This is a genomic window from Roseobacter sp. MED193 (assembly GCF_000152965.1).
Lineage (GTDB): Bacteria > Pseudomonadota > Alphaproteobacteria > Rhodobacterales > Rhodobacteraceae > Pseudophaeobacter.
In genome coordinates, this window is the sequence record NZ_CH902583.1 from 3,002,761 (window position 1) to 3,028,978 (window position 26,218).

Genomic DNA, 26,218 nt, shown 5'->3' on the forward strand with positions numbered 1-26,218 from the left:
AGAGGCCGAAATGCTGGAACAATCTCCCCTATGGACGAAAACATTGCATAAAGTGACAAAGCGGCGCAAAAGACCCTATGTTGTCAGATCAAAACACCGGCATTCTACCCACCGTCTCGCGGGCCTTTCTCGAAGATTGGCTGCAACTGGTGCGCCAGCAATGCCCGGCGCAGCAATTGGCCGGGTTTCTTGACCAAATTGGTCTGGTTGAGGCCGCACAGCCGGGCGGGCGCGTGACCCATGATCAAATCGTACGGTTCTATCAGCTAATTGCAGCCGAAACCGGCGACGAGATGATGGGCCTGTGGAGCCGCCCTATCCGATCTGGCACCCTGAAACACCTTTGTGCCTCAATGCGGGGAGCATCCTCTCTTTCAGCTGCGCTGTATCGCTTCACCTCCTTTTGGAACCTGTTGCTGGATGATTATGAACTGCGGTTGGAAACTGATGAGCAGCGGATGTGCATCCTTTTGGAACCGCGCGCAGATGACAAGCCCCAGCGGTTTGGTCATATGCTGATGCTTAAATTGGGCCATGGGGTTGCCTCCTGGCTGACGGGTCGCGAGCTGCCGCTCGCTGAAGTGGGCTTTGCCTTTGAGCGCCCAGTTTTTGCAGAGGACTACCCCGTTCTCTTCCCCTCTCTGATCCGATTTGGTGCCCCCCGGTCGCGGATCGTCTTTAGCGAGGGCTTGGGCGATTTGCCGATTTCACGTAGCGAGATGGAGATGCAGGAGTTCCTGTTGCGGGCGCCCCGTGACTGGATCTTTACCAGCTTTCGCGAACATGCGCTGTCATTGCGGTTGCGCGAACTGTTGCTGGAGGCGGATCGGTTGGACTTCCATTTGCGAGATGCAGCTCAATCGCTGAACTTAACTCCGCGCACCTTGATGCGGCGCCTGGATGCAGAAGGGACCTCCTTTCAGGCGATAAAAGACGGTCTGCGCCGTGATATTGCGATACGGGATCTGTCACGCGGACTTAAAAGCATCGAAGAAATTTCGCAGGATGTCGGCTTTGCTTCGGCGGCAAACTTTCATCGTGCCTTTCGTCGCTGGACCAGTGCAACGCCTGGTGCCTACCGTAAATCTGACTGAACTGCCCAGACGCCCGTCAACCTGCTCAGTCAAACAGCGATGTCGTGCCACGGTACAAGAGCATACCCTGAGGCGACGCAACTAGGCGTTGACACAGTTAGCGTTTAGGTCCTTCGTAGAGCGGTTAATGAATTGCGCCAAGGGTGGCCGAGGCTGGAAAATTGAAAAAAAGATTTAGACTGGGTTCTCGATTTTGGGGTTTGATAGCCTTCGTTATGGCAGTGGCTGTTGCAACTACGGCCCCGGCGCAGACTGAGTTGAGCATGTGGTACCACGGCTCTCAGAACATACTAGAGCGGGAAGTGATCGGCCAGATTGTCGATGATTTCAACACCAGTCAGGCCGAATGGAAGGTCCTCCTGAAGAGCTTCCCGGAAGGCAGCTATAATGACGCTGTGGTTCGGGCGGCGCAGCGCGGCAACCTGCCCGATATTATCGACGTCGATGCGCCCGTGGTGGCAAATTGGGCTTGGTTGGGATACCTGCAGCCCTTGGCATTTGATGCAGCCACTGTGGAGGCTTTCCTGCCGTCCTCAGTTGGGCGATGGAAGGGTGAAATCTACTCCGTCGGCCTTTGGGAAGCGGCACTGGCTATCCTGACACGCAAATCCACCTTGGAAAAATACGGCATCAGAATACCAAATCTCGACGCCCCTTGGAGTGGTGCAGAATTCGAAGCAGCCTTGGCAAAAATCAAGGACTCCGGAGATTTTCACTATCCGCTTGATCTGGGATTGGCCAGAGAGGGGGAGTGGTTCCCCTATGCGATAAGTCCCTTTTTACAGAGCTTTGGCGGTGATTTGGTCGACAGGTCGACCTATTTGACCGCGCAGGGGGCGCTCAACGGTACGGCGGCCCAGGAATTCGGCCGATGGTGGCAATCCCTGTTTACACGTGGGTTTGTCCCAAGTTTGGGCAGGGTACAGGTGGATCGGACTGCCGCTCTCATTGATGGGACATATGCCATGTCGTGGAATGGAAATTGGACTGTGTTGGATTTCATTGAAGCCCATGGCGAGGATGCTGTATTCCTGCCAGCCCCTGATTTTGGGGGTGGCAGCGTCATTGGGGCCGGCAGTTGGCAGTTTGGCGTTTCGGCCACCTCTAAACATGTCGATGGCGCGACTGCCTTTGTAAAGTTTGCGGTTCAAGATCGACATCTTACCCAAATAGCAGATCAGCTGGGACTAATACCGCCTACGGCAGCATCGGCACTCGCTTCCAAGCACTATGGTCCTGAAGGGCGGCTTGCTGAGTTTGTCGATTTGTCGCGGAAACAGGCTTTGCTGCGACCGGTTTCTCCCAGCTATGTTGTCATCGCAAAAGTGTTTGAAAGAGCATTGGTCGAGATGGCTGAGGGAGCGGACGTGAGGCAGGTACTTGATGAGGCAACCCAGGACATCAATCGAGATATTCAGCGCAATGCAGGGTACTAATACGACCAGAACCGAGAGATAGAATTGGACATTCCTCCATATGGGGACCGTAGGGATCAATGTTGCAAGTAGATTAAAGGACGTGAGTCAAAGGGCGAAATGAGTGGGGGAAGAAATTCTGCATAAATTTCATTTTGGCACTCAAGTGTATCGCGTCCTGTTGGGGATGGCGGCCCTATTGATGCTTTCCGGCCCATTGGCCGCTGAAGCGCTGCGCGTAGGGTTTTATGAGAACCCCCCTAAAATTTTTCGGGACACTGACGGAACCCCCACAGGGTTTTGGCCAGAGGTGACTGACGCCATCCTGTCCGACCTGGGTTACGATTACGAATATATCGATTGTGAGTGGGAAGCCTGCCTCGAGATGGTGCGGCAGGGGCAACTGGATCTAATGCTCGATGTTGCTTACTCAAAAGAGCGGGCCGAGCAATTTCAGTTTATAAACGAAGCACTCATCTATGCCTGGTCTACGATTGTCACCTCCAAGGAGCTCGAGGTTGAGACTTTGGCGGATTTTGAAGGCAAGAGAATTGCGGTTCTGGCGAACAGTATTCAGGAACGGGACCTGAGGCGTTTCCTGCGAGAGGAAGGTGTGAAAGCCAAGCTGATCTGGACATCATCCGTACAGGGCGCAATTGATGCTGTTTTGGTTGGTGATGCAGATATGGCAATTACCAACACGTTCTTTGCGGTTAGAATGGCCGAGCAGAACGATCTGCGCATTCCGGAATTACCGTTCCAAGTCAATTCCTACCATTATGTTGTCCCACCTGATGCGCCGCGGAGCTTTGTGCAGGCACTGAATCTGGCCTCATACAGGCAACAAATGACATTTGGGTCGGCGTTTCATGCTGCTGAATATGAATGGATTTCTTTCCACAAAGCGCCTTTGCCCACTTGGCTCAGTACCGCAGTGCTTGTGGCGGCTTCAGTGCTCATGCTGTCAGGGGCTTTGATTTTCACCCTCCGCCGTCTCGTGCGGGCGCGTACCAGGGATCTTGCCAATACGGTGGAGGCCCTGAGTTCGGAAATGGAGCTGCGCAAGAAGGCTGAGACATTTGCCCTGGAGACGCAAAAGTTCGACGCAATTGGGCGGCTTGTCGGAGGGGTTGCCCATGATTTCAACAATCTGCTTTCAATAATCTTGGGAAACCTAGAGCTTCTTAAGGATCAGGTAGAACCGAACTCTCCTATACTAAAATACATCGACCAAGCGCTTTCAGCGACCAAACGCGGGGCCAAGCTCACCTATGACCTATTGTCCTTTGGTCGGCGGGCCCAGCTGCTTCCGCAGGTGCTGAAAATCGATACAGTTCTCAACGGCATCGAAGACATGCTGCGCCGTACCTTGCCTGCAAATATTTCCTTGGATTTTCGATATGATGACCATGTGAAACCGGTTCTTCTGGATCAGGGCCAGCTTGAAAACGCAGTCTTGAACTTGGTGTTAAACGCGCGTGACGCGATGCCTAGTGGCGGGAATTTGACCCTATCTGTCTCTAACTTGGCTCCAGATGCGGCGGCAGAGCGTGAGGGCACCCTAGACAAAGTCTCCGTTTCTGTGACGGATACCGGATTGGGGATCGAAGACGAAGCTTTGGGCAAGGTGTTTGAGCCATTTTTCACCACCAAGGAGATTGATAAGGGTTCTGGCATGGGCCTGGCAATGGTCCATGGTTTTGTCACCCAGTCAGGTGGTGAAATCAGCATCCGCAGCGTTTTGGGGGAAGGCACAACTGTTGAACTGTGCTTTCCCGTGACAGCAGAGCGAACAGATCAGGAATCTGGAATTGACAATCCCGCAAACCTTTTAGGGGATGAAAAAATACTGCTGGTTGAGGATGACGACGATGTTCGAAGCGCCCTGCGTCAACGGCTCTCGACGTCCGGGTTTCGCGTGACCGAAGCCAGTGACGGGACATCTGCCTTGAAACTGGTCAGCAAGCCAACTGAATTTGATTTGGTGGTGACGGATCTGACAATGCCTGGGCCTGTCCAGGGGATGGATCTGGTGCGCCGGATCAGAGAAGCGTTAGGTGAAATACCCATTGTTATTCTGACGGGCTATGGAACGGATGCGCTAGATGAGTTGGCGGACACATCCAGGTGTATTCTATTGAGCAAGCCGGTTTCCGGCCCCCTTCTTATTTCCCGAATCCGGCAGTTGTTGGACGCCTGAGAGCGTTCCCGCGCATGAGGTGTGCTCACCAGAAGGGGCAGGCTGTCCCCAGCGCTTTTCTGTCACGGTTCTGTTAAGGCGATGCGTTAACTCCTCTCCCAAGACGAGCGGCAGCGGACGATGTGCATGAAGTACCGAACGATTTTTTTGTCTGATATCCATTTGGGCACACCGGGGTGCCAGGCTGACCTCTTGTTGGGGTTCTTAAATAGTCACGAAGCGGACACCTATTACCTGGTTGGCGATATCGTTGATGCCTGGCGTATTCGCCGGAAGGGGTTCTTGTGGCCACAGGCGCACAATGATGTTGTGCAGACGCTTTTGGCTAAGGCACATGATGGGGCCCGGATTTTCCTGATCCCTGGCAACCACGATGAATTCCTGCGCTCCTACTATGGAACCCATTTTGGCGGTATTGAGGTGGTTGCCACTGCCGATTTTGTGGCATCTGACGGTAAGCGTTATCTCGTGACCCATGGAGACCAATTTGATGCTGTTGTGACCAACGCCAAATGGTTGGCCCATCTCGGGGATCAGGCCTACGAGTTCATGCTCTGGCTGAACACCCGCATTAACCGGCTCCGCCATTTATGGGGCGGGCAATATTGGTCGCTCTCCAAATGGGCCAAGCACCAGGTCAAACAGGCTGTCAACTTTATCAGCGAATATGAAAACGTACTCACCGCCGAGGCGCGGCGTGGCGGCTATGATGGGGTGATCTGCGGTCACATCCACAGCGCCGCTATTCGCGATCTGGAGGGGATGACCTATGTGAACACCGGGGATTGGGTCGAGAGCTGCACCGCGATTGTCGAGCGAGACAATGGCAGCCTCGCGTTGATCGATTGGGAACGTTCCGCCAGGCGGTCCCGTCACCGGGCGCGTCGTGCCCGCCAGAAAGACAAAGTTCTAGAAAATGTATAGGGGATCTACCCGATGAGTTCTTCCGCCCAAGCCCAATTGGACGCAGCTGTTTTACAGCAGGGGGATGCCGCAACCGGGTGGCTGGAACGCCAGTTTTCTCGCCTGTTTCTAGGGCTGGTCTACCCGCAGATCTGGGAAGATCCAGTGGTCGACATGGCGGCGCTGGAGATCGCACCAAGTGATCACTTGGTGTGTATTGCCTCTGGCAGCTGCAATCTGTTGTCCTATCTGACCGCAGGGCCGGCTTCTGTTACTGCGGTGGACCTGTCGCCAGCGCATGTCGCCCTGGGGCAGTTAAAATTGGCGGCTGCGCGTAGTTTGCCGGACTACGCCGCCTTCTATCAGTTTTTTGGTCGCGCAGATATGCCTAGCAACCTCCCCCTATATGAGCGCTATATAATGCCGAACCTAGGTCTTGATGCACGGGACTACTGGGAGGGGCGCCAGCTGTTCAATCGGCGGATATCGGTGTTCCAGAAGGGGTTCTATCACTACGGGGTTCTGGGGCGGTTTCTTGGCGCGGTACATCTGGTGGCAGGTCTTGGCCGGGTGAGTTTTGCGCCTCTATTGGCGGCGCGCAGCGTGCAAGAACAACAGGTATTTTTTGACCAAAAAATCGCCCCGCTGTTTGATATGTGGCTGGTGCGCAAGTTGGCGGGGTTTCGCGCTGCGCTGTTTGGGTTGGGTATTCCCCCAGCACAATATGACAAGCTGGCTGCCGATGGGGATGGCGATGTGTTGCCGGTCCTGCGGGAGCGGGTGCGAAAGTTGATGTGTGACTTCCCAATCCGGGAGAATTATTTTGCCTGGCAGGCATTTGCGCGCGGCTACGATCCTGCCCCGGATGGATCGCTGCCACCCTATCTGCAGCAACGTAATTTTCAGGCATTGCGCGATAATGCCGAGCGCGGCCGTATCGTAAACCGGTCCTTCACGGATCAATTGGAACAAGAGCCGGACGGCTCAAAACAGGGTTATATCCTGCTGGATGCGCAGGACTGGATGAATGATAGCCAGTTGAACGCGCTTTGGCAGCAGATCACCCGTACCGCGACGCCCGGCGCGAAGGTGATTTTTCGCACCGGCGGCACCGAGGATATCCTGCCAGGCCGGGTCGCGCCTGCCATTCTGGACCGGTGGAGCTATGACCTGGAGGTCTCTGAAAAGGGAACCAAGCAGGACCGTTCGGCGATTTACGGCGCCTTCCATCTCTATCGGTTTCAGGGGTGAGCTGATGCGCGACATCGCCCCCGACACCCATGCCGAGCTGATGGACCAGACCTACCGCCATCAACGCCTGATTTATGACCTGACGCGAAAATACTATCTGTTCGGACGTGATGAGCTACTGGCCGAACTGGCGCCGACCATAGGCGCCCATGTTCTTGAGGTGGCTTGCGGGACGGGTCGCAATCTGCAACTGGCCAGCGGTAAATTCCCAGGTTGTGAATTCTATGGGCTTGATATCTCGTCAGAGATGTTGTCGTCGGCACAGGAAAAACTCGGCAAAAGGGCACATCTGGCCCAGGCAGATGCCTGTAGCTTTGATGGAGCCGCGTTATTTGGCCGCGCGGAGTTTGACCGGATATTCATTTCATATGGTGTTTCAATGATCCCGGATTGGGAGCAAGCCCTGCGACAGAGCTTTCATCACCTTGCCCCCGGGGGCAGCCTGCATGTGGTGGATTTTTCAGACCTGGAAAGATGGCCCAGCTGGTGCCGGGGTCTGTTGCATCGGTGGTTGGGCAAGTTCCATGTCTCGCCGCGCCACGAGCTGGAAGAGGTGCTCAACCAGATCGCCAGTGATTTGGGAGCGCAAGCGCAGTTTCGTCAACTCTATCGGGGCTATGCGCAATATGGAGTGCTGCGACGCCCGGGATAGTTGTCCAAGGGGTAGCCCGATATTGCAGTATTTTCAGGAGAAATAAATCCGATAAAAATACTTGGATATAGTGGCGGGCTGCTCTAAAGGTCGCACATTACGAACGACACAGACTGGAGACCGCTATGTTCCTAGGAACAAAAATCTGCGGCTTCCTTGGTGCCATAACAGCCAGCGCTATTGTGATTGCGCAAGCCAGTGAAGCTCAAGCAGAAGCCCTCACTGTAACTGATATCGCTGGACGGCAAGTGACCTTTGCTGAACTCCCTGAAAAGATTGTACTGGGGGAAGGGCGTATGATGTATTCAATCGCGCCCCTGACCACTGGGAACCCATTTGAAAAGATCGTGGGCTGGAAGGATGATTTGGTCCTTTATGATCCGGATGCATTTCGCAAGTTTGAGGCCGCTTTTCCAGCAGACACGGCGCGGCTGATCAATTTTGGCAACCCCTATGCCGGTGATTTCAGCATCGAGGCCGTTCTTGAGGCTGATACCGACTTGGTTCTGTTGGATGTGGGCAACCTGTTCAAAGCTGAAGAAACCGGTTTGGTGGAGAAGCTGGGCGCCGCCGGTGTGAATGTGGCCTTTGTCGATTTCCGCCGCAATGCGACTGAAAACACTGTTCCGTCGTTGTTGTTGATGGGGCGCATTCTGGGCGAGGAAAAGCGCGCCGCTGAATTCATTGACTTCTACATTGCGCAGATGCGCAAGGTGACCAATGTAGTTGATGGTATCCCAGCAGAGGACCGCCCGCTAGTGGCGATTGAAAACGCTGCAGGTTGGCAAAATGACTTTTGCTGCTGGTCCTTTGGCCCATATAATTTTGGCCGCTTTGTCGAATTGGCTGGGGGCGTAAACTATGCCTCTACTCTGGCCAACGCCTATTCTGTTGATATCAGCCTTGAGGGGCTGCTGGAAGCGGATCCAGACCATCTGATTGGAACGGGTGCCAACTGGATCGAATCCCGTCCCGAAGTCTCCTCTATCCTGCTGGGCTATGAGGGAGACCCGGCGGTGAATGCGGAAAAGTTGCAAGCTTTGGCAGCGCGCACTGGCTTTGCTGAATTGCGGGCGGTGAAGGAGGGCAATATGCATTCCATCTATCACCAGTTCTACAACTCACCCTACCATTTCATCGCTGTTCAGCAGATCGCGAAATGGCTCTACCCCGATGATTTTGAAGATCTGGATGTCGATGCAAACTTCAAAGAGCTTCACGACAGGTTCCTGGCCTTCGAAGCCTCAGGTCAATTCTGGGCAACCCTGAAGTAACCCAACAGTCAGACCCGTTTCACGGCAAGCCCGAATGCGGGTCTGACAGCTATTGGACCGCATAAAATGGTAGAACAAACGATCTTTCCCGGCGCTGAAGCCGCGGAGCTGGTGAAGGCCTACAAACAGCGTCACCTGCGGCGCATTGGGTTGGTTATTGGGGCGGCAATGGTGCTGAGTTGTCTGGTGGTTCTGGATGTCATTACCGGCCCCGCCAATCTGAGTTTTGCCCGCACGTTCCAGGTTATCCTTGATCCATCGATTGCCAGCCCCAAGGAGCAGGTCATCATCTGGAAGCTGCGCTTGCCGGTGGCGCTGATGGCGGTGACCGTGGGGGCGATGCTGGGGGTTGCCGGTGCTGAAATGCAGACCATCTTGAACAACCCCCTGGCTGATCCTTTTACGTTGGGGCTTTCTTCAGCCGCGAGCTTTGGCGCCGCCTTGGCCATTGTGTTGGGTTGGTCAGTGGTGCCCGGCGTCGGGGGGCTGTTTGTCACAGCCAATGCCTTTGCCCTGGCGATGATCACTTCCTGTCTTTTGTTCCTTTTCACCCGACTGCGCGGCGTTACCCCCGAAGCGATGATCCTGGTGGGGATCGCCATGTTGTTCACCTTCAACGCGCTGCTGGCCTTTTTGCAATATGGCGCGTCAGAGCTGCAGCTCGCACAGTTGATTTTTTGGCAGTTGGGCTCCTTGGCGCGGGCCTCCTGGGTCAAAGTTGGTGTCTGTTTTGCGGTTCTGGCTGTGGTCTTGCCCTATTTCATGAGCCGGTCCTGGGCCCTAACCGCTTTGCGGATGGGGGAGGAAAAGGCCGCAGCGCTGGGCGTGAATGTCTCATTGCTCCGGATGTCGGTACTGGCAGGGGTTTCGCTGCTCTCTGCAGTTGCTGTGTCTTTTGTTGGCGCTGTAGCTTTTGTGGGCCTGGTCGGGCCACATATTGCCCGCATGATTGTTGGGGAAGACCAGCGCGGATTTTTGCCGCTTTCCGCACTTTGTGGCGCGCTTATTATGTCGGGCACTTCAATTGCGTCGAAGGCTATCACCCCCGGCATTGTCTATCCCGTCGGTATGATCACCTCACTGATCGGGATACCGTTTTTTGTTCTTCTGATCCTTGGACAACGTAAGAGGCACTGGCAATGAGCGGGTTACAGGCACAGGGGCTGGGGTTTTCCTATGGTCCAAAGACTGTCTTGCAGAACGCTGGGTTTCACTCCCTGCGTCCCGGCCATCTGACCGCGCTCATCGGTCCGAACGCTGCAGGAAAGTCGACTCTTTTCCGATTGATCGCGGGCCTGTCCAGGCCGACATCGGGTGGCATCACCCTCAATGGATGTGATCTCGCGAATCTCACCAATCGCGCGCGTTTGAAACGTATTTGCTTCATGCCGCAGTTCTTTGCGGCGAATGCTGCTCTTTCGGTTTTTGACGTCGTAATGATGGCGCATAAACAATTGCGGGGATGGCGGGTGTCTGACGCGGACATGCAGACCGTGGGGCAGGCCCTGTCGCAGGCCGGGATTGGGCATCTTGCCCAGGCCTATGTGAGCGATCTTTCAGGGGGTCAATCGCAGATGGTTTCGGTTGCACAGGCCTTGATCCGCGAGTCTGACGTCTACCTATTTGATGAGCCGACCTCGGCCCTGGATCTACGCCATCAGTTAGAGGTGCTCACCCGGATCAAACAAGCGATGCGTGCCCGGCAGGCCATCGGCATTGTTGCGCTGCACGATCTCAATCTTGCGGCCCGTTTTGCGGACCACCTTATTCTGCTGGGACAGGGGCGTATTGTCGCCGAAGGTCCACCAGAGACGGTTCTGCGGTCCAAGGCTATTTCCGAAATCTACGGAGTGGATGTCCAGATCACCACTGGCCCCAGAGAGGATTTGCTGGTTCATGCCTACGCGTCGTAATTTTATTCTGTCGATGAGCGCACTCGGCGTCTCCAGTGCGGCCTGGGCCTGCCCTGTCCCAATGCGACCGGAGATAAATGCCCACAGCGTACTGATGCTGAATGCCGCCTGCGGTGACAGCAACAACCCGAATGTGTTCGAACCCGCTATATCTCATGTGGAGATTGGCGACAGTATCACCTTTATTCCTACTGATAGTGGGCACAATGCGGCCTCAAAACGTGGCATGATCCCGGCGGGGGCAATGCCTTGGAATGGGGCAATTGATGAAGAAATCACAGTGGAATTTCGGGTGCCGGGGATCTACGGCTACATCTGTTTACCCCATTATGAGATGGGCATGGTGGGGCTTGTGGTCGTTGGTGGCGATCTTTCGAACCTGGATGCGGTCAAAAAGCTGCGCCATCCGGGTTCTGCCCGAAAGGCCTTTCGCAGTTTGCTAAAGCAGCTTCAGGCGTAGTCTGGCTGGGCGAGGCCCGTTAGGAAGGAACACGCTGATCTTGGGTGAAAGGGGCCAGGATGGCGGGAAGGAACTGTGGCGCGAGCAAATGTGCGCGTGCATGTGGGACACCGAGGCCGAGCACCAGTGTCGCGGCTGTCAGGGCGGCGCTCCCTCCCAATAGGGCCAATACGAAGAATTTCAGCAGGGGAATAAGTGAGCTGTTCATCAATCTGTTCCTTATGTCAAAACAAGGCGCAAATTGGCTGCGCCGTGGGCTCCGAAGGGGAAAGACCAGTCCTGCTCCTTTGGATGTCTGAATGAATAAGTGATTTTTGATGCCGGAATATTGACTGCATGTGCCAAAGACTTGACAGCAAATGCCAAAGGCTGAACCTTTGGTAACGCATTTGTTATTACGTTTTGATCGTCGTTGAGGGCTGCTTTGGGCTTTGGACGCGGCACTTTGGGAGTAGAGATTTGACCGCTGTTTCTATCATCTACGCCAGAAAACAAATCGAACACGCAGAATGGTTACCGGATAAGGCCGCACTCTGGGAGCTGATTGGCTTGACGCCGGAGAGTGCGGCTGACCCCTCGGTTATGGTGCCGGTAGAGGCCTACCATGATCTGATGGAGGTGATTGCTGAGAGCGAATTCCCCGATCTGAAGTTCCACATGAAGACCTGTCGCAGTATGCGCTGCGATGAGTTCGGTGTTTTTGGGCTGGCCTTTAAAGCGGCCCCAACCCTGCGCCAGGGATTTCAGCGCATTTGGCGCTATGTTCGATTGCATAACCGGGCGGCAGACTTTTCTGCAGGACAAGAAGGCGACCGCTACTGCTGGTCCATGCAGGCCCCGAATGTGGGTCGGCTTGGGAACTATTTGTCCCGAGAGGCAGCCATGGGCACGACGCTGACCCTGTGCCGTGAAACGACCACTCAAGATCTGACAGCCCGCCATGTCCAGTTTGTGCATGAACGGGAGGGGTCTATTGATTCTCTGGTAGAGCATTTTGGCTGTGTGCCTGAATTTGGAGCTCAATCCGATGCGCTTCATTTTGATGTCGAGCATGTCGATCGACCCTGTACCATAGGTGATACAGCGATCTGGAGTTTCCTGCTTTCTCATCTGGATCAGGAAGTGGAGAAACAATGCGACCCGGAGAAAAATTTCGAAACGCAGGTGGTTGAGGAGATTACAAAGCTGCTCAGCGGCGGCGTGCCGCAGCTGTCGGATGTGTCCAAAAGCATGGGGCTTGGGGGACGCACGCTTCAGCGGCGGCTGAGCGAGCGGGGGCAGAGTTTCCAGTCCCTGACCGATGAGGCGCGTCGCCAACTGGCTCAGCAGCTTATTCGATCCTCAACCTATTCCTTCTCAGAGATTGCCTTTCTGACAGGGTTTTCAGAGCAAAGCGCCTTTTCGCGAGCCTTTAAACGCTGGTCTGGACAAACCCCAAAGGCCTATCGTGGCGCCCTACGTGAGCGTGTCGCAGTAGAAACATAGCCCAGCTGAAGACCCCCGTTGTTTTTACTGGGGGGGGCTCTGATTGGTAATGAACCCACGAGCCTACAGCAAGGAGATGTCGGAATCTGGGCCCGCCCCCTAAAGAGCTGCCGGCTCTATGAAGGCAGTTCCTGTCCGCAAAGGCGTCATATATCTCCTGTTGTGGGGAAAATATGTGACTTGTCATGTACCAAGTTTTGGAGCTTTATCGAGTCTCGGAGGACGGCATGTCAAAATCAGCTCAGACAAAGGCTGACCGGATCAGGGTTAGGCGGGCGCGGGAGGAGACCAATATCTTTTCCCGGATGCCTTCGGCCTATGCGGCATCTCGCAGCCAGGCGACCAAATTCCTGCAACGGGCAGGCGGGCTTTCGGTTGTGGAGTGGCGGGTGCTTTGGGATCTGAGCGAGGCTGGCCCGCTTTCGATCCGCGATCTGGCGTCCATTCAGCGTGTGGATCATTCGCAGCTCAGTCGGGCCTTGCCTGCAATGTGGCGCAAGGGGCTGGTGAATATGGAACGCGATGAGGTGGATGGTCGCCAGATGTCGATCACCTTGACCGAAGCAGGCCGCCAGGCCTACGAAAAGGCCGCTCCGATTATGAAACAACGCCGCGACGCCCTGCGTCGTGCATTCACGCCTGAGGAGCTTAAGCAGCTTGTCGGGTATTTTGACAGGCTCGACGCATTTTTCCGCCAGCCTTTGAGTGAATTGCTAAACGAGGATTCTCAAGCATGACCAAGCGCCCCAATGTCCTTTGGATTATGGCTGACCAATTGCGGTTTGACTACCTGAGCTGCTATGGCCACCCCCATTTGCACACGCCCCATATTGATGCTCTGGCGAAGCGCGGGGTGCTCTTTAACAAAGCCTATATTCAGTCTCCGGTTTGTGGTCCGTCGCGTATGTCCGCCTATACCGGCCGCTACGTGCGTAGCCATGGCTCTACCTGGAATGGGATGCCGCTGCGGGTTGGCGAACCAACCCTCGGTGATCACCTGCGCGAAGCAGGTGCACGCGCTGTATTGGTTGGCAAGACTCATATGACCGCAGATATGGAGGGCATGGCCTGGCTTGGTATTGACCCCAACAGCACGATTGGTGTCAGCCGGTCTGAATGTGGTTTTGAGCCCTATGAGCGTGATGATGGGCTGCATCCGGATAGCGCACGGCAGAAGTGGTCCGCCTATGATGACTATCTGGTCGAGAATGGCTTTGAATCTGAAAATCCTTGGGGCGACTTTGCCAATTCGGGGCTGGATGAAGATGGTGAAAGACTGTCTGCCTGGTTACTGAAAAACTCCCGTCTGCCTGCCGATGTGCCCGAGGAGCATTCTGAAACAGCCTATATGACCGACCGTGCCATAGATTTTATGACGGAGGCTGCATCGGATGGGCGCCCCTGGATGTGTCACCTCTCGTATATCAAGCCCCACTGGCCCTATATCGTACCTGCTCCCTACCATGACATGTTTGGGCCTGAGCATGTGGTTGACCCAATCCGATCAGAGGCGGAACGGGACACTGATCACCCCCTGCTCGGGGCCTATCTCAATGCCCGTGTCTGTCGCAGCTTTGCCCGCGATCATGTCCGTGAACATGTGATCCCGGCCTATATGGGGCTGATCAAGCAGCTTGATGACAACCTTGGACGGCTGTTTGCCTGGATGGAAGAGGCCGGATTGAGCGAGAATACCATCATCGCCTTCACCTCGGATCATGGCGACTATATGGGCGATCACTGGATGGGCGACAAAGATTTCTATCACGATGTCGCCGCCAAGGTGCCGCTGATTATCGCGGACCCGCGTCCTGATGCGGACGCCGCGCGTGGCACGACATGCGATGAGCTGGTAGAGATGATTGATTTGGCGCCAACATTCATGAATGCATTGGGTTGCGAGGCCAAACCCCATATCATCGAGGGTCGCGATCTGACCCCGATCCTGACCGCAAGCGATGGGTTCTCCCGACGCTATGCAATCAGCGAACATGACTATCACTGGTCTGAAATGGCCCGAGAATTGGGAGTGGCGCAGGAACAGGCCCATACGGTCATGATCTTTGATGGGCGGTGGAAATTCATCCGCTGCGAGGGATTTCGCCCAGTCCTGTTTGATCTGGAGAGCGATCCGCAGGAACTGGCAGATTTGGGGGACTCGGATCAGGCAGAACACGTAGCGGTGCGCGCGCGTATGGAGGCTGCACTGCTCGATTGGGCGCGGCGTCACCACACGCGCATCACGGCCACGCCAGCGGTTCTTGCTCGCCAGAAGGTTGCTGCTGAGGGTGGAATTCTGATCGGGTTCTGGGATGAACAGGAATATGAAGCGGCCACAGGAAAGCCCTTCAGTAGCCTTGTGCCGGCGGGACGCCCAGTGGGCTAAATTCGTCTTGTCCCATCTGCAAGCCTGAGGGGGTGTTTCCTCGATCAAGAGGGTTTTGCGATCCCATAGCGGGGGCTGTTTTCCCCTGAGCTTACCCCGTCAAACATCATGGTGTTTGACGGGTGCAGGTGCCATCGTCGGTTTGATTGAAGATATCTGCGCAATGATGAAGTTGCGCACCATTTGTCAGTATTTTTGCCTTATGCTCTGCCGTAGTCGCAGCAAGCTTATAAAGCGTTTGCAGTTGAGGCTTCTCTTGTCGTACCGTTATCGCTAACAGTATTGCATAAGGGCGGGAGGCGTGATTCGGCTAAGTGGTGTTGTGAGGGTATTTTAGAGATGAATAAGATCTGGTCAGAATTGGTCAAACACCACAGGCGGACCTCGGCGACCACAATCGCCAATCTGTTCGAGATGGATCAAAACCGGTTCAATGCATTTTCTTGCGAAACTGACGGTCTGCTGTTGGATTTCTCAAAGACTTCCCTGGATGAAACCGGACTAAACACACTGATAGAGCTAGCGCAGCAGGCGCAGTTGCCCGAGCGAATCCAAGAGATGTTTCGTGGGGATGCAATCAATGTGACAGAGGGGCGGGCTGTTCTGCACACAGCGCTGCGAGCACAGGGGGGCGCTGTTGTAATGGTTGATGGAGAAGATGTCATACCTGGCATCCGTCACACCCTGCAACAGATGGAGAGCTTCGCTGGGGCGTTGCGCAGCGGTGAACTCAAAACCGCTACGGGGGCGCGGTTTACGGATGTTGTGAATATCGGCATTGGTGGCTCAGACCTTGGTCCTGTGATGGCTACCCTGGCCCTTGCGCCTTATCACGACGGGCCGCGCTGCCATTATGTTTCTAATGTGGACGGCGCCGATATTACTGATTGTCTTGACGGGCTGGATCCGCAAACGACGCTGATTATCATAGCGTCGAAATCCTTCACCACTATCGAGACAATGACCAATGCCGAAACGGCGATCGCTTGGTTGCGTGCTGCACTCGGCGATCGGGCGAGCGAGCATTTGGCGGCTGTATCAACCGCTATGGATAGGACGGCCGAAATGGGGATCCCACCGGAGCGGGTCTTTGGATTTGCCGATTGGGTTGGGGGACGTTATTCACTTTGGGGCCCGGTTGGGCTTCCGATCCTGATCGCAGTTGGCCGCGAGAATTTTCGTGCCATGCTGAGTGGTGCGGCAGTCATGGATCAGCATTTCCAAAGCGCGGATCTGCGTCACAATCTACCAGTGTTGTTGGGGCTTATTGGCATTTGGCACAGTAATATCTGCGGCTATGCCACCCGTGCAATTTTGCCCTATGAGCAGCGGCTGGCCCGTCTGCCGGCCTATCTGCAGCAGCTAGATATGGAGAGCAACGGCAAGAGGGTCACGCTAGAGGGTGCTCCGGTTAGCCGGGCCTCTGGTCCGATTGTTTGGGGCGAGCCTGGTACAAATGGCCAGCATGCCTTTTACCAATTGCTGCATCAGGGTACCCAGGTGGTGCCAGCAGAGTTTCTCATCGCCGCAGAGGGGCACGAACCCAAGCTTTCGCATCAACACGATCTTCTAAAGGCTAACTGCTTGGCCCAGTCCGAGGCCCTGATGCGGGGGCGCTCAACAGAGCAGGCTCGGGCGCTGGCGCAGAGCCGGGGCATTGCCGAAGCGGATCTGGGCCGCATGGCAGCGCATCTGACATTCCCGGGCAATCGCCCATCGGTCACGTTGGCCTATCCACGCCTTACTCCTTTTGCCTTGGGGCAGATCATCGCGCTTTATGAGCACCGTGTGTTCACCGAGGGCGTGATTTGGGGCATCAACTCTTTTGATCAATGGGGCGTCGAGTTGGGAAAAGAGCTTGCCGTTGATATGCTGCCGCTTCTTCAGGGCGCCAAGGACGCAAGCAAGGATGGGTCCACGCTTGGGCTCGTCGCCAAATTGACAGGCTCCAAACCCGCAATCTGAGCAGTGCCCGCAGGGGGCAATCAAAAATGGATCTGGTATCACAATGGTTTCTCGCGTAATTCCCGTCGACCCCTTTGATTTAGTGCTCTTTGGCGCCACTGGTGATCTGGCGCGACGCAAGATTCTGCCGAGTTTGTTCCACCGGTTTCAGATCGCCCAGTTCTCCCCCCAAAGCCGCATAATCGGGACCTCGCGCAGCAAGCTAGATCAGGCTGGATTTCAGGAATTTGTCGGCGAGGCAATCCGTGAGTTTGGCCAGGAAGGGGAGACTGGAGAGGAGGATATCGCCGCATTTTTGCAACTGCTCGACTATGTGCCAGTGGATGCCAAGGGGGATACCGGCTGGCAGGAGCTAGGGAGCCATCTTCGCGCGGAGGTGATCCGGGTGTTTTATCTCTCGGTTGGTCCCAGCCTATTTCCCGAAATTGCCAGTCGCCTCAGCTCCTGCGGTATCGCCACCCCCGAGAGCCGGATAGTCTTGGAGAAACCCTTTGGCCATGATCTGGCCTCTGCGCAGGCTCTGAATGCGGCGCTGAGCAATCACTTTGATGAAAGCCAGATCTACCGCATTGATCACTACCTTGGCAAAGAAACCGTGCAGAACCTCATGGCGCTGCGTTTCGCCAATTCCCTGTTTGAGCCGTTGTGGAATTCCACCCATATCGACCACGTCCAAATCACGGTCGCCGAAAGCATCGGCGTGTCTGGCCGTGGCGAATACTATGACCGCTCCGGCGCTATGCGGGATATGGTACAGAACCATCTTATGCAGTTGCTCTGCCTGACAGCGATGGAGCCGCCGTCGCGGTTCACCCCCAATGCGGTGCGTGATGAGAAGGTCAAGGTGATCGAAGCGCTGGAACCAGTGTTGTCGGGTGATCTGGCACGTGGGCAGTATCGCGCCAATCCTGCCAGCTCTACGCCCGACAGCTATTTGGATCACGCGGGGGATCCCAATAGCCGTACCGAGAGCTTTATTGCCATGAAGGTTCAGGTGGCCAACTGGCGCTGGGCCGGGACGCCGTTTTATCTGCGTACCGGTAAGTGTTTGCGTGCCCGAGAAAGCGAGATTGCGGTGTATTTCCGCGATCCGCCGCACAATATATTTGAAGGTGCAGATGGGGTGCATGGCAATGTACTGGTGATCCGCCTGCAACCGGATGAAGGTATTATTCTGCGCACTACGATCAAGGACCCCGGTCCAGGAGGGATGCGTCTCACCGCTGCGAACCTGGACATGACCTTCGCTGACTCACTGCCAGAAGCGGGGCGGCCTCAGGACGCTTACGAGCGGCTGATCATGGATGTCATTCGCGGCAATCAGACCCTCTTTATGCGTGGCGACGAGGTCGAAGCGGCCTGGGCCTGGGCCGACCCGATCATTGAGGGGTGGAGCCAATCCGGCGCGGTTCCCCAACCCTATGATCGTGGGAGTTCCGGGCCAGAGGACTCTCTTTTGCTGATGCACCGAGATAATCGCCGTTGGCGCACGATTGGTGGCTGATGTGATCCGCTGCCATCTCTTTTTCTGTTCATTGCTTGCTCCTGTCAGACACCCGAAAGGCCTCCAACATGCGACTAAATAAAACTCTCGCCGAGGTAACCGACCGGATCATTGCGCGCAGCGCCAAAAGCCGCGGTGCGTATCTGGATCGGATGGCCGCTGCTGCGGGAAAGGGACCGGCCCGCGCCCATCTCAGCTGCTCTGGCCAGGCCCATGCCTATGCCGCTTCTGGCGCTGATCAAACGACGCTCGCCGAGGCCAAGGCTGGCCATCTGGGTATTGTTTCCGCCTACAATGATATGCTGTCGGCGCATCAGCCTTTTGAGACCTATCCAGCCTTGATCCGTGACGCCCTGCGTGCGGTTGGCGGTACGGCCCAGGTGGCGGGCGGCGTGCCTGCCATGTGTGATGGCGTCACCCAGGGCGAGGCTGGCATGGAGCTGAGCCTGTTTTCCCGCGATACCATCGCCATGGCCACGGGCATCGCCCTCAGCCACAATGTCTTTGATGCAGCGGTCTATCTGGGGGTCTGTGACAAGATCGTACCGGGGCTGGTGATCGGAGCCCAGGCCTTTGGACATATTCCGGCGGTTTTTTTGCCCGCAGGCCCCATGATCAGCGGGCTGGCCAATGACGAGAAAGCGCAGATCCGCCAGAAATTTGCAGCCGGTGAGATTGGACGCGATGAGCTACTGAAAGCAGAGATGGCGGCCTATCATGGTCCAGGCACCTGCACCTTTTACGGCACTGCCAATACCAATCAGATGTTGATGGAATTCATGGGACTTCACTTGCCAGGCTCCAGTTTTGTCAACCCCGGCACCGCGCTGCGCGAGGCGTTGACGGTTGAGGGGGCAAAGCAGGCATTGGCGCTTTCTGCGCTAGGCAATGAGTATACGCCTGTTTGCCAAGTTCTTGATGAGAAAGCCTATGCCAATGGGATGGTCGGGCTGATGGCTACAGGGGGGTCCACCAATCTCTTGATCCATCTCATCGCCATGGCGCGGGCCGGGGGGATCGTTCTGGATTGGCAGGATTTTGCAGATCTGTCGGAAGTGGTGCCGCTCTTGGCGCGGGTCTATCCAAATGGATTGGCAGATGTGAACCATTTCCACGCGGCCGGAGGATTGGGCTTTATGATTGGGGAGCTGCTTGAGGCGGGCTTTCTGCATAGAGACACCAAAACAGTGGCCGGTGTCGGGCTGGAAAACTACGTCAAAGAACCGTTTTTGTCGGAGGAGGGGTTGACGTTCCGCCCCGGCCCAAAGGAGAGCCTAAACGAGTCGATTGTACGCCCAGCTGCAACACCTTTTCAGGCAACCGGGGGGCTCAAGCGCCTGACAGGCTCCTTGGGGACAGCTGTGATTAAGGTCTCTGCCGTGGATGAGAAGCATCACATGATTGATGCGCCTGCGCGGGTGTTCCATGATCAGGAGGACGCCAAGGCGGCCTTTAAGGCCGGGGAATTCACCGGCGATACGATTGTTGTTGTGCGGTTCCAGGGCCCCAAGGCCAACGGCATGCCGGAGCTTCACAGTTTGACCCCAATGCTGGCAATTCTGCAGGGGCAGGGCCACCAGGTGGCGCTCGTCACCGATGGGCGCATGTCCGGGGCGTCGGGCAAGGTTCCCGCAGCTATACACGTAGTCCCCGAGGCGTTGGATGGCGGGCCCATTGCCAAGGTGCGCGATGGTGATGTGATCCGGTTGGACGCCACAAGCGGGGCGCTGGAGATCCTGACAGAAGGGGTGCTGGAGCGCCCCTGCGCCAGCGCTGACCTCAGCGCCTATCAGCATGGCACCGGGCGCGAGATGTTTGGTATGTTCCGCCATACGGTGACCTCAGCGGATGCCGGTGCCACCGTGTTTGATCTGCCAACCACGGACTAGCCTCCCAAGGCGACGGTGGGGCCCTTTCTGCCGCGTATCTTTTGCCCAAACCCGCTTTGCAGTTTTGACGCAGGGGCAAGAGGTTTGCCCTCTGTGTCAGGCTTGACTTCGGCTGGACATATGGCGCATTGAACCAATGCTGAATTGGTTCAATGTGCCGTAGGAGGCAAAGATGCAGGGATTTACCACAAGGCCAGAAATTCGCGGAACGTTTGGGGTGGCAACTTCGACCCATTGGATCGCATCTTCCGTGGGCTTTGGCATTCTGGAGCACGGCGGCAATGCCTTTGACGCGGCAGTGGCTGCGGGGCTGGTTCTGCAGGTGGTCGAGCCCCATCTGAATGGCCCTGCCGGTGACTTGCCGGCCATTTTTCATGTCGCCAACGCGAATAAGACCGAGGTTCTGGCGGCTCAGGGACCAGCCCCGGCGGCGGCGACCATCGAACACTACCGGGCGCAGGGGTTGGAACTCATCCCAGGGTCTGGATTGTTGGCGACGGTTATTCCCGGCGCCTTTGATGGCTGGATGCTCCTGCTGCGTGATCATGGGAGCCTCTCGCTGGCGCAGGTGATGGAGCCGGCCATTTCTTACGCGCGCGACGGGCATCCTGTGTTGCCACGGGTTGCCCATACAATCGCGGGGCTTGCCGATTACTTTGCCAATGAATGGCCCTCATCGGCGGCGACCTGGTGCCCCGGTGGGGAAGCGCCTGTACCGAATAGCCTTTTCAAGAACCCCGATCTTGCTCAGACTTACCAGCGGCTGGTGGATCTGGGGGAGGAAAGCGCAGAGGACCGCGAGGGACAGATTGAGGCAGCCCGTAGGGCCTGGGCTGAAGGTTTTGTTGCTGAGACGATCACGGAGTACCTGAAAACGGCGCGGGTGCACGACGTGTCTAAGCAAAAGAACAGCGCGGTGCTGACATCTGCGGATCTGGCTCAGTGGCGTGCGGGCTATGAAGAGACGCTGAGATATGAGTATCACGGCTGGACTGTGCATAAGACCCAGGCCTGGTCGCAGGGGCCGGTTCTGTTGCAAAGCCTTGCAATCCTGAAGCATTTTGACCTCGCTGCGATGGATCCACTGGGCGCAGAGTTTACCCATACGGTGATAGAGGCGATGAAGCTCTCCTATGCCGACCGTGAGGCCTATTACGGGGATCCCGATCACAGTGCAGTACCGATGGATGTGCTCTTGTCGGAGGGCTATAATGGCGCGCGCGCGGCGCTGATCACCGATCAGGCCTCGCTGCAGCAGCGCCCTGGCCATGTGCCAGGGTTTGAGCATCTGGCCGATGCCTATATTGCCCGGTCGGCGCAGGATTTTGGGGTCAAAGAGGCCGCGCCACAAGAGCCGACAATGGCGCATCTGACGGAAAAGCGTGGCGATACCGTGCAGTTGGATGTTATCGATCGCTGGGGCAACATGGTCTCTGCGACACCATCAGGCGGCTGGCTGCAATCCAGTCCCGTGGTGCCTGGACTGGGCTTTCCATTGAACAGCCGCGCCCAGATGTTTTGGTTGCAGGAAGGACTGCCGACCTCCTTGGCGCCGGGACGGCGCCCGCGCACAACCCTGACGCCAAGCCTGGCGGAGAAGGATGGTACACGCCTGGTTTTTGGCACTCCCGGCGGTGATCAACAGGATCAATGGCAGTTGATCTGGTTCCTGCGATTTGTGCATCACGGGTTCGACCTGCAGGCAGGTATGGACGCGCCTTTGTTCCATTCAATGCATTTCCAGGGCAGTTTCTATCCGCGCGCAGCCCTACCGGGCGAAATGATGATTGAGGCCGTTTACGGTGAGGCCGTGATCGCCGATTTGCGCCAGCGGGGACATATCGTAACGGTTGCCGAGGATTGGAGCGTCGGGCGTTTGACTGCAGCACTGCGTCATGCAGATGGCAGTCTGCAGGCCGCGGCGACGCCACGATTGATGCAGGCCTATGCGGTTGGCCGCTAGGGGTATGTCACGCAATGCGTGCAAGCGGAAGATGAGAAAGTACGGGGAACAGAAGCATGTATGAAACCGAGACCCTTTTGACACTGGCGGCCGTCGCCGCCGGCTCGGGCATTGTTGGGGGGATATTGGCCGGTTTGTTGGGTGTTGGCGGTGGCATTGTCATCGTGCCTGCGCTCTATCTGGCGCTGACCCTCACCGGGATGGACAGTGCGCTCACGATGCAGGTGGCCGTTGGCACGTCACTGGCCACAATTGTGTTTACTTCGTTGTCCTCAAGCTATGGGCATTACCGAAAGGGTGCCATTGACATGGGGCTGCTCAAGCTCTGGTCCCCTTCGATCCTGATTGGCGTTGTGATTGGCAGCGTTCTGGGCGGGCTTGTTTCTGGCAAGGTGCTCATTGCGGTTTTTGCAACCGTCGCGGCTATCGTCGCCCTGGATATGATCCTGCGCAAGGGCGGAGGCGATTCCGCACCGCGCAGCTTTGCCAAACCTGTCTGGGCAGCCCTGGGCGTAGTGGCAGGGGCGATTTCGGCAATGATGGGCATCGGGGGCGGGACTGTATGCGTGCCGCTTTTGAACTTCTTGGGGTATGATATTCGCAAGGCTGTCGGCACCTCCGCCGCGATTGGCTTTGTGATTGGCCTGCCTGGGGCACTGATTTACATGGGCACCGGCTTTGGTGCCGATGGTTTGCCGCCGTTTTCCTTTGGGTATGTGAACCTTTTCCTGGCGGCGGTGATCATTCCCTTGAGTACTAGTTTTGCGCGGGTTGGAGTGAAACTGGCGCATAGCATCCCACGGCGAGCGCTGCGGCTGGCCTTTGGTCTCTTCTTGATGTTCACCTCCCTGCACATGTTCAAAGATCTTTTGGGGCTGTGAGTGCAGATGGCCGATCCTAACCTCTCTGCCAGCGGGGAAGAACGTTCCGCTATTCAGCCGCAGGATCAGCTCACCGCGCGGCTGCGAGACCTCATTGCGAAGGGTGCGGTGCTGCGCGGCGATCGATTGCTGCCGGAGCGAGAGATGGCGCAACATTTGGGGGTCAGTCGCGCCCGGTTGCGTCAGGCCTTGGATCAGCTTGAGCGTGAAGGGGTGTTGTTTCGGCGCCGTGGTCAAGGCACCTTTGTACAGCCTCCCCCGGCAACAGATGCAACCCGGCTCAAAAGCCTGGCGCGGCGGGTCAGCGCCCAACAGGTCATGGAGGTGCGTTTGCAGATCGAACCGGCCCTTGCCGGCCTTGCGGCCCTGCGGGCCGATGCCCCCGCGCGAAAGGTCCTTGCCCAGGCAACCCAGGCTACGCTGGAAGCAGTTGACCAGCAGTCCTATGATGCTGCTGACGATGTCTTTCATTACAAAATTGCAGAGATGGCACAGAACCCGCTGTTTCTGACTGTTTATGAGGCTATCCGATCGGTGCGCGCTCAGGCCAGTTGGGCTCGTACGCGGGCGGCGACCTACTCACCTGAGGTGACTGCGGTCTTGGGGCAGCAACACCAGGCTTTAGCAGAGGCCATTCTGAGAGGCGATAGCCCTGCGGCTTCGCAGGCAATGGAGGACCATCTACGCTGTGTCGCTGACACGCTGCTCCAAAACCAAGGCCAATAGAGCTTTACAGAACTCCGGCGCATGGCGCTATTCTTCGATGCTCCCCCTATTCTCCTGTAATTGAGATGTACCGAAGAAGTGCAAAACTGGCTGATTGGCTACCATATTTAATTCGGAGCAATAAATTAAATGGGAAAATATTGTGCAATTTTGGGGTGATGGGCATTTTTATATTTTCATGCGAATTGGTTTTTGAAATTTTAAGGAACAACTTCTAGGTTTTGATTGTGCAACCAGTGGAGTATTTAGGTGTTTAGGAATATTTCAATAAATCTGAGACTGCTTTTGTCTGGCATAACTGCAGTCTCTTCCATCGTGTTTCTATCGGCTCTGTCGGTTTATAGTCTTTGGCAAAGCGAACTGGAACTGGAGCGGCAAATCTCTATGGCAGAAGCCCTGAGGCAGGAACTCACCGCAGATCTCAAACACGAAGCGATTGAGGGGCTTGTTGTCTATGGCCTGCTTCAAGGAGAGGCGTTGTCGGGGGCAGAACAAACTGAACTTGCAGCGCAACTTGCAGCGAGTTCAGATGTCTTTCTGACGTCCTTTCAGTCTCTTGCTGCGATAGAAACCACTTCTGAGATATCGTCATTGGTTGATACAGCCCTGCCTTTGGCGGAGGCCTTTGTCGCATCCAGTCAGGCGTTACAGGCCCTGGGCTTTCGTGACAATGGGGCGGCTCTGGAAAAACTCCCCTCCTTCTTGGAGGAGTTCCTCCCACTGGAGCAGGCGCTCTACCCCCTTGGTATTGGCATCGAACAACTCGCGCATGACACTGCGGTGGCAGCGCGTGCGCATGACATGAATTTGCTATACGGATTGCTGGCGATTTCCGCTCTCACAATATGTGTGGTCTTATATAATGCGCGCAAAACTACATTGACCATTACCAGGCCAATTGAACGGCTGCGTATTGCCCTAAGGGATGTTGCGGAAGGGGATTTTGAAATAAGGATCTCAGATCGCATGCGCCCAGATGATTTTGGTGAAATTGCCCATGACATTGATTTAATTACCGAACGTGTCGTGAAAACCCTCGCCGAACAGGATTCCAGACGGGCCGAAGGGGAACGCGTTATTGCGCGTCTAGGCTGCGGGTTGCAAAGCCTGTCGCAGGGGAACTTTAGTGATCGCATTTCTGAAGTCTTTGACGATGAATACGATCCTTTGCGCGTCGACTTTAATGAAACGGTGGACAACTTGAACAACCTGATTTCCAAGGTAGTGCTGGCAAGCAAGGGTATTCAGGGACGGTCCAGCGAAATCCAGCTGGCCTCCGAGGATCTGTCGACACGCACCGCCAGCCAGGCTGCAACGCTTGAACAAACGGCAGCCGCGCTGGAACAGATGGCAATAAGCGTCAATACAGCGGCGAAGAATACCAAAGAAGTCGAAGATGCCGTGGTAACAGCGCGTAGCGATGTGGAACACAGTGGGCGTGTTGTTGAGGGTGCGATTGCAGCGATGAATGAGATTGAGGCCTCCTCCAGCCGCATTTCGCAGATCATCGGTGTCATTGATGATATCGCATTTCAGACCAATCTTCTGGCTTTGAACGCTGGGGTCGAAGCGGCACGGGCAGGCGAAGTGGGCCGTGGCTTTGCCGTTGTAGCCTCAGAGGTGCGCGGCTTGGCTCAACGGTCCTCTGAAGCGGCAAAGGAAATCAAGATCCTGATCGGAACCAGTTCTAGCCATGTGCAGGATGGCGTCCAGCAGGTCGATGGTGCCGGCAAAGCGCTTGAGGCCGTTGTCCGGCAGGTGGCCAATATCTCAGAGCTGGTGTCAGGAATTTCAGCGGTCTCCGCCAATCAGGCCACGGGCATCAACGAGGTCAATATTGGGATGTCTCAATTGGATCAGGTGACCCAGCAAAACGCAACCATGGTGGATGAATCAAGCTCAGCAATTCAGTCTTTGAACGGTGAAACCACCGGGCTGAATGCACTCGTTAGCCAGTTTGTTCTAGGTGATGGCTCGGGCCAGACCCAAGAAGTGGGCAATGGGGAAGCTGATGGGCCAGAGGCAGGTGTTGTAGCAGAGGTAGAGGATTTTGAGGGCGATGCAATGAGTTGGGAAGAGGAGGAGCCATTTTCCCGCTCTGCCTAGCCTAAGACCCCGCTATTTGCCAGGTCCTAAGGATGATCTGGCTGCTAGAAGACGAGTTGAAAAGTCCGGATGCGCCCGTCTGTTGTTCGCCACGATCTGCAGTGATAACTCAGATTCAGGGCTTGCAAGACGATCAGGGCGCATCCGCAGG

The 26,218-nt window shown here is 56.0% G+C and carries 21 protein-coding genes; 20 read left to right on the plus strand and 1 reads right to left on the minus strand.

What is annotated here, in order from left to right:
* Nucleotides 1-80: 80 nt before the first annotated feature.
* From MED193_RS16845 to MED193_RS16890, 10 genes are all read left to right on the plus strand, one after another.
* Nucleotides 81-1,094: an AraC family transcriptional regulator gene (locus MED193_RS16845; protein WP_254655463.1), complete on the plus strand. Its 1,014-nt coding sequence runs from the start codon at nt 81-83 to the stop codon at nt 1,092-1,094.
* A gap of 215 nt (nt 1,095-1,309) precedes the next feature.
* The gene (locus MED193_RS16850) at nt 1,310-2,530 is read left to right on the plus strand and encodes an extracellular solute-binding protein (protein ID WP_009810959.1); all 1,221 of its coding nucleotides are present in this window, start codon (nt 1,310-1,312) and stop codon (nt 2,528-2,530) included.
* A 103-nt stretch (nt 2,531-2,633) separates the two neighbouring features.
* The gene (locus MED193_RS22350; RefSeq protein ID WP_009810960.1) at nt 2,634-4,709 is read left to right on the plus strand and encodes a transporter substrate-binding domain-containing protein; all 2,076 of its coding nucleotides are present in this window, start codon (nt 2,634-2,636) and stop codon (nt 4,707-4,709) included.
* Between the two features lie 126 nt (nt 4,710-4,835).
* The gene (locus MED193_RS16860; RefSeq protein ID WP_009810961.1) at nt 4,836-5,633 is read left to right on the plus strand and encodes a UDP-2,3-diacylglucosamine diphosphatase; all 798 of its coding nucleotides are present in this window, start codon (nt 4,836-4,838) and stop codon (nt 5,631-5,633) included.
* 12 nt (nt 5,634-5,645) lie between these two features.
* Nucleotides 5,646-6,863, plus strand: coding sequence for a DUF3419 family protein (locus tag MED193_RS16865; RefSeq protein ID WP_009810962.1), 1,218 nt, complete (start codon nt 5,646-5,648; stop codon nt 6,861-6,863).
* A gap of 4 nt (nt 6,864-6,867) precedes the next feature.
* Nucleotides 6,868-7,515, plus strand: a complete 648-nt coding sequence (locus MED193_RS16870; RefSeq protein WP_009810963.1) for a class I SAM-dependent methyltransferase — start codon at nt 6,868-6,870, stop codon at nt 7,513-7,515.
* A gap of 125 nt (nt 7,516-7,640) precedes the next feature.
* A complete protein-coding gene (locus MED193_RS16875) occupies nt 7,641-8,789 on the plus strand; it encodes an ABC transporter substrate-binding protein (RefSeq protein WP_009810964.1) in 1,149 nt (382 codons plus the stop codon).
* Nucleotides 8,790-8,855: 66 nt separating this feature from the next.
* Nucleotides 8,856-9,932: an iron ABC transporter permease gene (locus MED193_RS16880; RefSeq protein WP_009810965.1), complete on the plus strand. Its 1,077-nt coding sequence runs from the start codon at nt 8,856-8,858 to the stop codon at nt 9,930-9,932.
* The gene (locus MED193_RS16885; RefSeq protein WP_009810966.1) at nt 9,929-10,702 is read left to right on the plus strand and encodes an ABC transporter ATP-binding protein; all 774 of its coding nucleotides are present in this window, start codon (nt 9,929-9,931) and stop codon (nt 10,700-10,702) included. The genes MED193_RS16880 and MED193_RS16885 overlap by 4 nt, the downstream gene beginning before the upstream one ends.
* Entirely contained in the window at nt 10,686-11,162 is a 477-nt protein-coding gene (locus MED193_RS16890; RefSeq protein ID WP_039966320.1) for a pseudoazurin, read from the plus strand. The genes MED193_RS16885 and MED193_RS16890 overlap by 17 nt, the downstream gene beginning before the upstream one ends.
* Before the next feature lie 19 nt (nt 11,163-11,181).
* Here MED193_RS16890 and MED193_RS16895 read toward each other — a convergent pair whose 3' ends face one another.
* A complete protein-coding gene (locus MED193_RS16895; RefSeq protein ID WP_009810968.1) occupies nt 11,182-11,370 on the minus strand; it encodes a hypothetical protein in 189 nt (62 codons plus the stop codon).
* A gap of 251 nt (nt 11,371-11,621) precedes the next feature.
* Between MED193_RS16895 and MED193_RS16900 the strand changes: the two genes are divergently transcribed.
* The 10 genes from MED193_RS16900 to MED193_RS16945 all read left to right on the plus strand — a co-directional run bounded on the left by MED193_RS16900 (nt 11,622) and on the right by MED193_RS16945 (nt 26,067).
* Nucleotides 11,622-12,647, plus strand: a complete 1,026-nt coding sequence (locus MED193_RS16900) for an AraC family transcriptional regulator (protein WP_009810969.1) — start codon at nt 11,622-11,624, stop codon at nt 12,645-12,647.
* Nucleotides 12,648-12,874: 227 nt separating this feature from the next.
* Nucleotides 12,875-13,384, plus strand: coding sequence for a MarR family winged helix-turn-helix transcriptional regulator (locus tag MED193_RS22355; protein WP_050757600.1), 510 nt, complete (start codon nt 12,875-12,877; stop codon nt 13,382-13,384).
* On the plus strand, nt 13,381-15,033 hold the full coding sequence (locus MED193_RS16910; RefSeq protein WP_009810971.1) for a sulfatase-like hydrolase/transferase: 1,653 nt from the start codon (nt 13,381-13,383) through the stop codon (nt 15,031-15,033). Before MED193_RS22355 ends, MED193_RS16910 begins: the two co-directional genes overlap by 4 nt.
* Nucleotides 15,034-15,372: 339 nt before the next feature.
* On the plus strand, nt 15,373-16,998 hold the full coding sequence (pgi, locus tag MED193_RS16915) for a glucose-6-phosphate isomerase (RefSeq protein WP_009810972.1): 1,626 nt from the start codon (nt 15,373-15,375) through the stop codon (nt 16,996-16,998).
* Nucleotides 16,999-17,041: 43 nt separating this feature from the next.
* Entirely contained in the window at nt 17,042-18,502 is a 1,461-nt protein-coding gene (zwf, locus tag MED193_RS16920; protein WP_009810973.1) for a glucose-6-phosphate dehydrogenase, read from the plus strand.
* A 68-nt stretch (nt 18,503-18,570) separates the two neighbouring features.
* Nucleotides 18,571-20,391: a phosphogluconate dehydratase gene (gene edd, locus MED193_RS16925; RefSeq protein WP_009810974.1), complete on the plus strand. Its 1,821-nt coding sequence runs from the start codon at nt 18,571-18,573 to the stop codon at nt 20,389-20,391.
* 172 nt (nt 20,392-20,563) lie between these two features.
* Nucleotides 20,564-22,354 (plus strand): gamma-glutamyltransferase family protein, encoded by a 1,791-nt coding sequence (locus MED193_RS16930; RefSeq protein WP_009810975.1) that lies wholly within the window; start codon nt 20,564-20,566, stop codon nt 22,352-22,354.
* 56 nt (nt 22,355-22,410) lie between these two features.
* Nucleotides 22,411-23,235: a sulfite exporter TauE/SafE family protein gene (locus tag MED193_RS16935; RefSeq protein WP_009810976.1), complete on the plus strand. Its 825-nt coding sequence runs from the start codon at nt 22,411-22,413 to the stop codon at nt 23,233-23,235.
* Between the two features lie 6 nt (nt 23,236-23,241).
* Nucleotides 23,242-23,961 carry a FadR/GntR family transcriptional regulator gene (locus MED193_RS16940; RefSeq protein ID WP_009810977.1) on the plus strand — a complete coding sequence of 240 codons (720 nt, stop codon included), beginning with the start codon at nt 23,242-23,244 and terminating at the stop codon, nt 23,959-23,961.
* A gap of 285 nt (nt 23,962-24,246) precedes the next feature.
* The gene (locus MED193_RS16945; RefSeq protein WP_254655464.1) at nt 24,247-26,067 is read left to right on the plus strand and encodes a methyl-accepting chemotaxis protein; all 1,821 of its coding nucleotides are present in this window, start codon (nt 24,247-24,249) and stop codon (nt 26,065-26,067) included.
* Nucleotides 26,068-26,218: the final 151 nt, after the last annotated feature.

Coding starts and splice junctions, on each gene's coding strand:
- MED193_RS22355 (WP_050757600.1), top strand. CDS start 12,875: ATGTCAAAATCAGCTCAGACAAAGGCTGACCGGATCAGGGTTAGGCGG.
- MED193_RS16940 (WP_009810977.1), top strand. CDS start 23,242: ATGGCCGATCCTAACCTCTCTGCCAGCGGGGAAGAACGTTCCGCTATT.
- MED193_RS16885 (WP_009810966.1), top strand. CDS start 9,929: ATGAGCGGGTTACAGGCACAGGGGCTGGGGTTTTCCTATGGTCCAAAG.
- MED193_RS16910 (WP_009810971.1), top strand. CDS start 13,381: ATGACCAAGCGCCCCAATGTCCTTTGGATTATGGCTGACCAATTGCGG.
- pgi (WP_009810972.1), top strand. CDS start 15,373: ATGAATAAGATCTGGTCAGAATTGGTCAAACACCACAGGCGGACCTCG.
- edd (WP_009810974.1), top strand. CDS start 18,571: ATGCGACTAAATAAAACTCTCGCCGAGGTAACCGACCGGATCATTGCG.
- MED193_RS16880 (WP_009810965.1), top strand. CDS start 8,856: ATGGTAGAACAAACGATCTTTCCCGGCGCTGAAGCCGCGGAGCTGGTG.
- MED193_RS16935 (WP_009810976.1), top strand. CDS start 22,411: ATGTATGAAACCGAGACCCTTTTGACACTGGCGGCCGTCGCCGCCGGC.
- MED193_RS16850 (WP_009810959.1), top strand. CDS start 1,310: ATGGCAGTGGCTGTTGCAACTACGGCCCCGGCGCAGACTGAGTTGAGC.
- MED193_RS16870 (WP_009810963.1), top strand. CDS start 6,868: ATGCGCGACATCGCCCCCGACACCCATGCCGAGCTGATGGACCAGACC.
- zwf (WP_009810973.1), top strand. CDS start 17,042: ATGGTTTCTCGCGTAATTCCCGTCGACCCCTTTGATTTAGTGCTCTTT.
- MED193_RS16895 (WP_009810968.1), bottom strand. CDS start 11,370: ATGAACAGCTCACTTATTCCCCTGCTGAAATTCTTCGTATTGGCCCTA.
- MED193_RS16865 (WP_009810962.1), top strand. CDS start 5,646: ATGAGTTCTTCCGCCCAAGCCCAATTGGACGCAGCTGTTTTACAGCAG.
- MED193_RS16930 (WP_009810975.1), top strand. CDS start 20,564: ATGCAGGGATTTACCACAAGGCCAGAAATTCGCGGAACGTTTGGGGTG.
- MED193_RS16890 (WP_039966320.1), top strand. CDS start 10,686: ATGCCTACGCGTCGTAATTTTATTCTGTCGATGAGCGCACTCGGCGTC.
- MED193_RS16860 (WP_009810961.1), top strand. CDS start 4,836: ATGAAGTACCGAACGATTTTTTTGTCTGATATCCATTTGGGCACACCG.
- MED193_RS16875 (WP_009810964.1), top strand. CDS start 7,641: ATGTTCCTAGGAACAAAAATCTGCGGCTTCCTTGGTGCCATAACAGCC.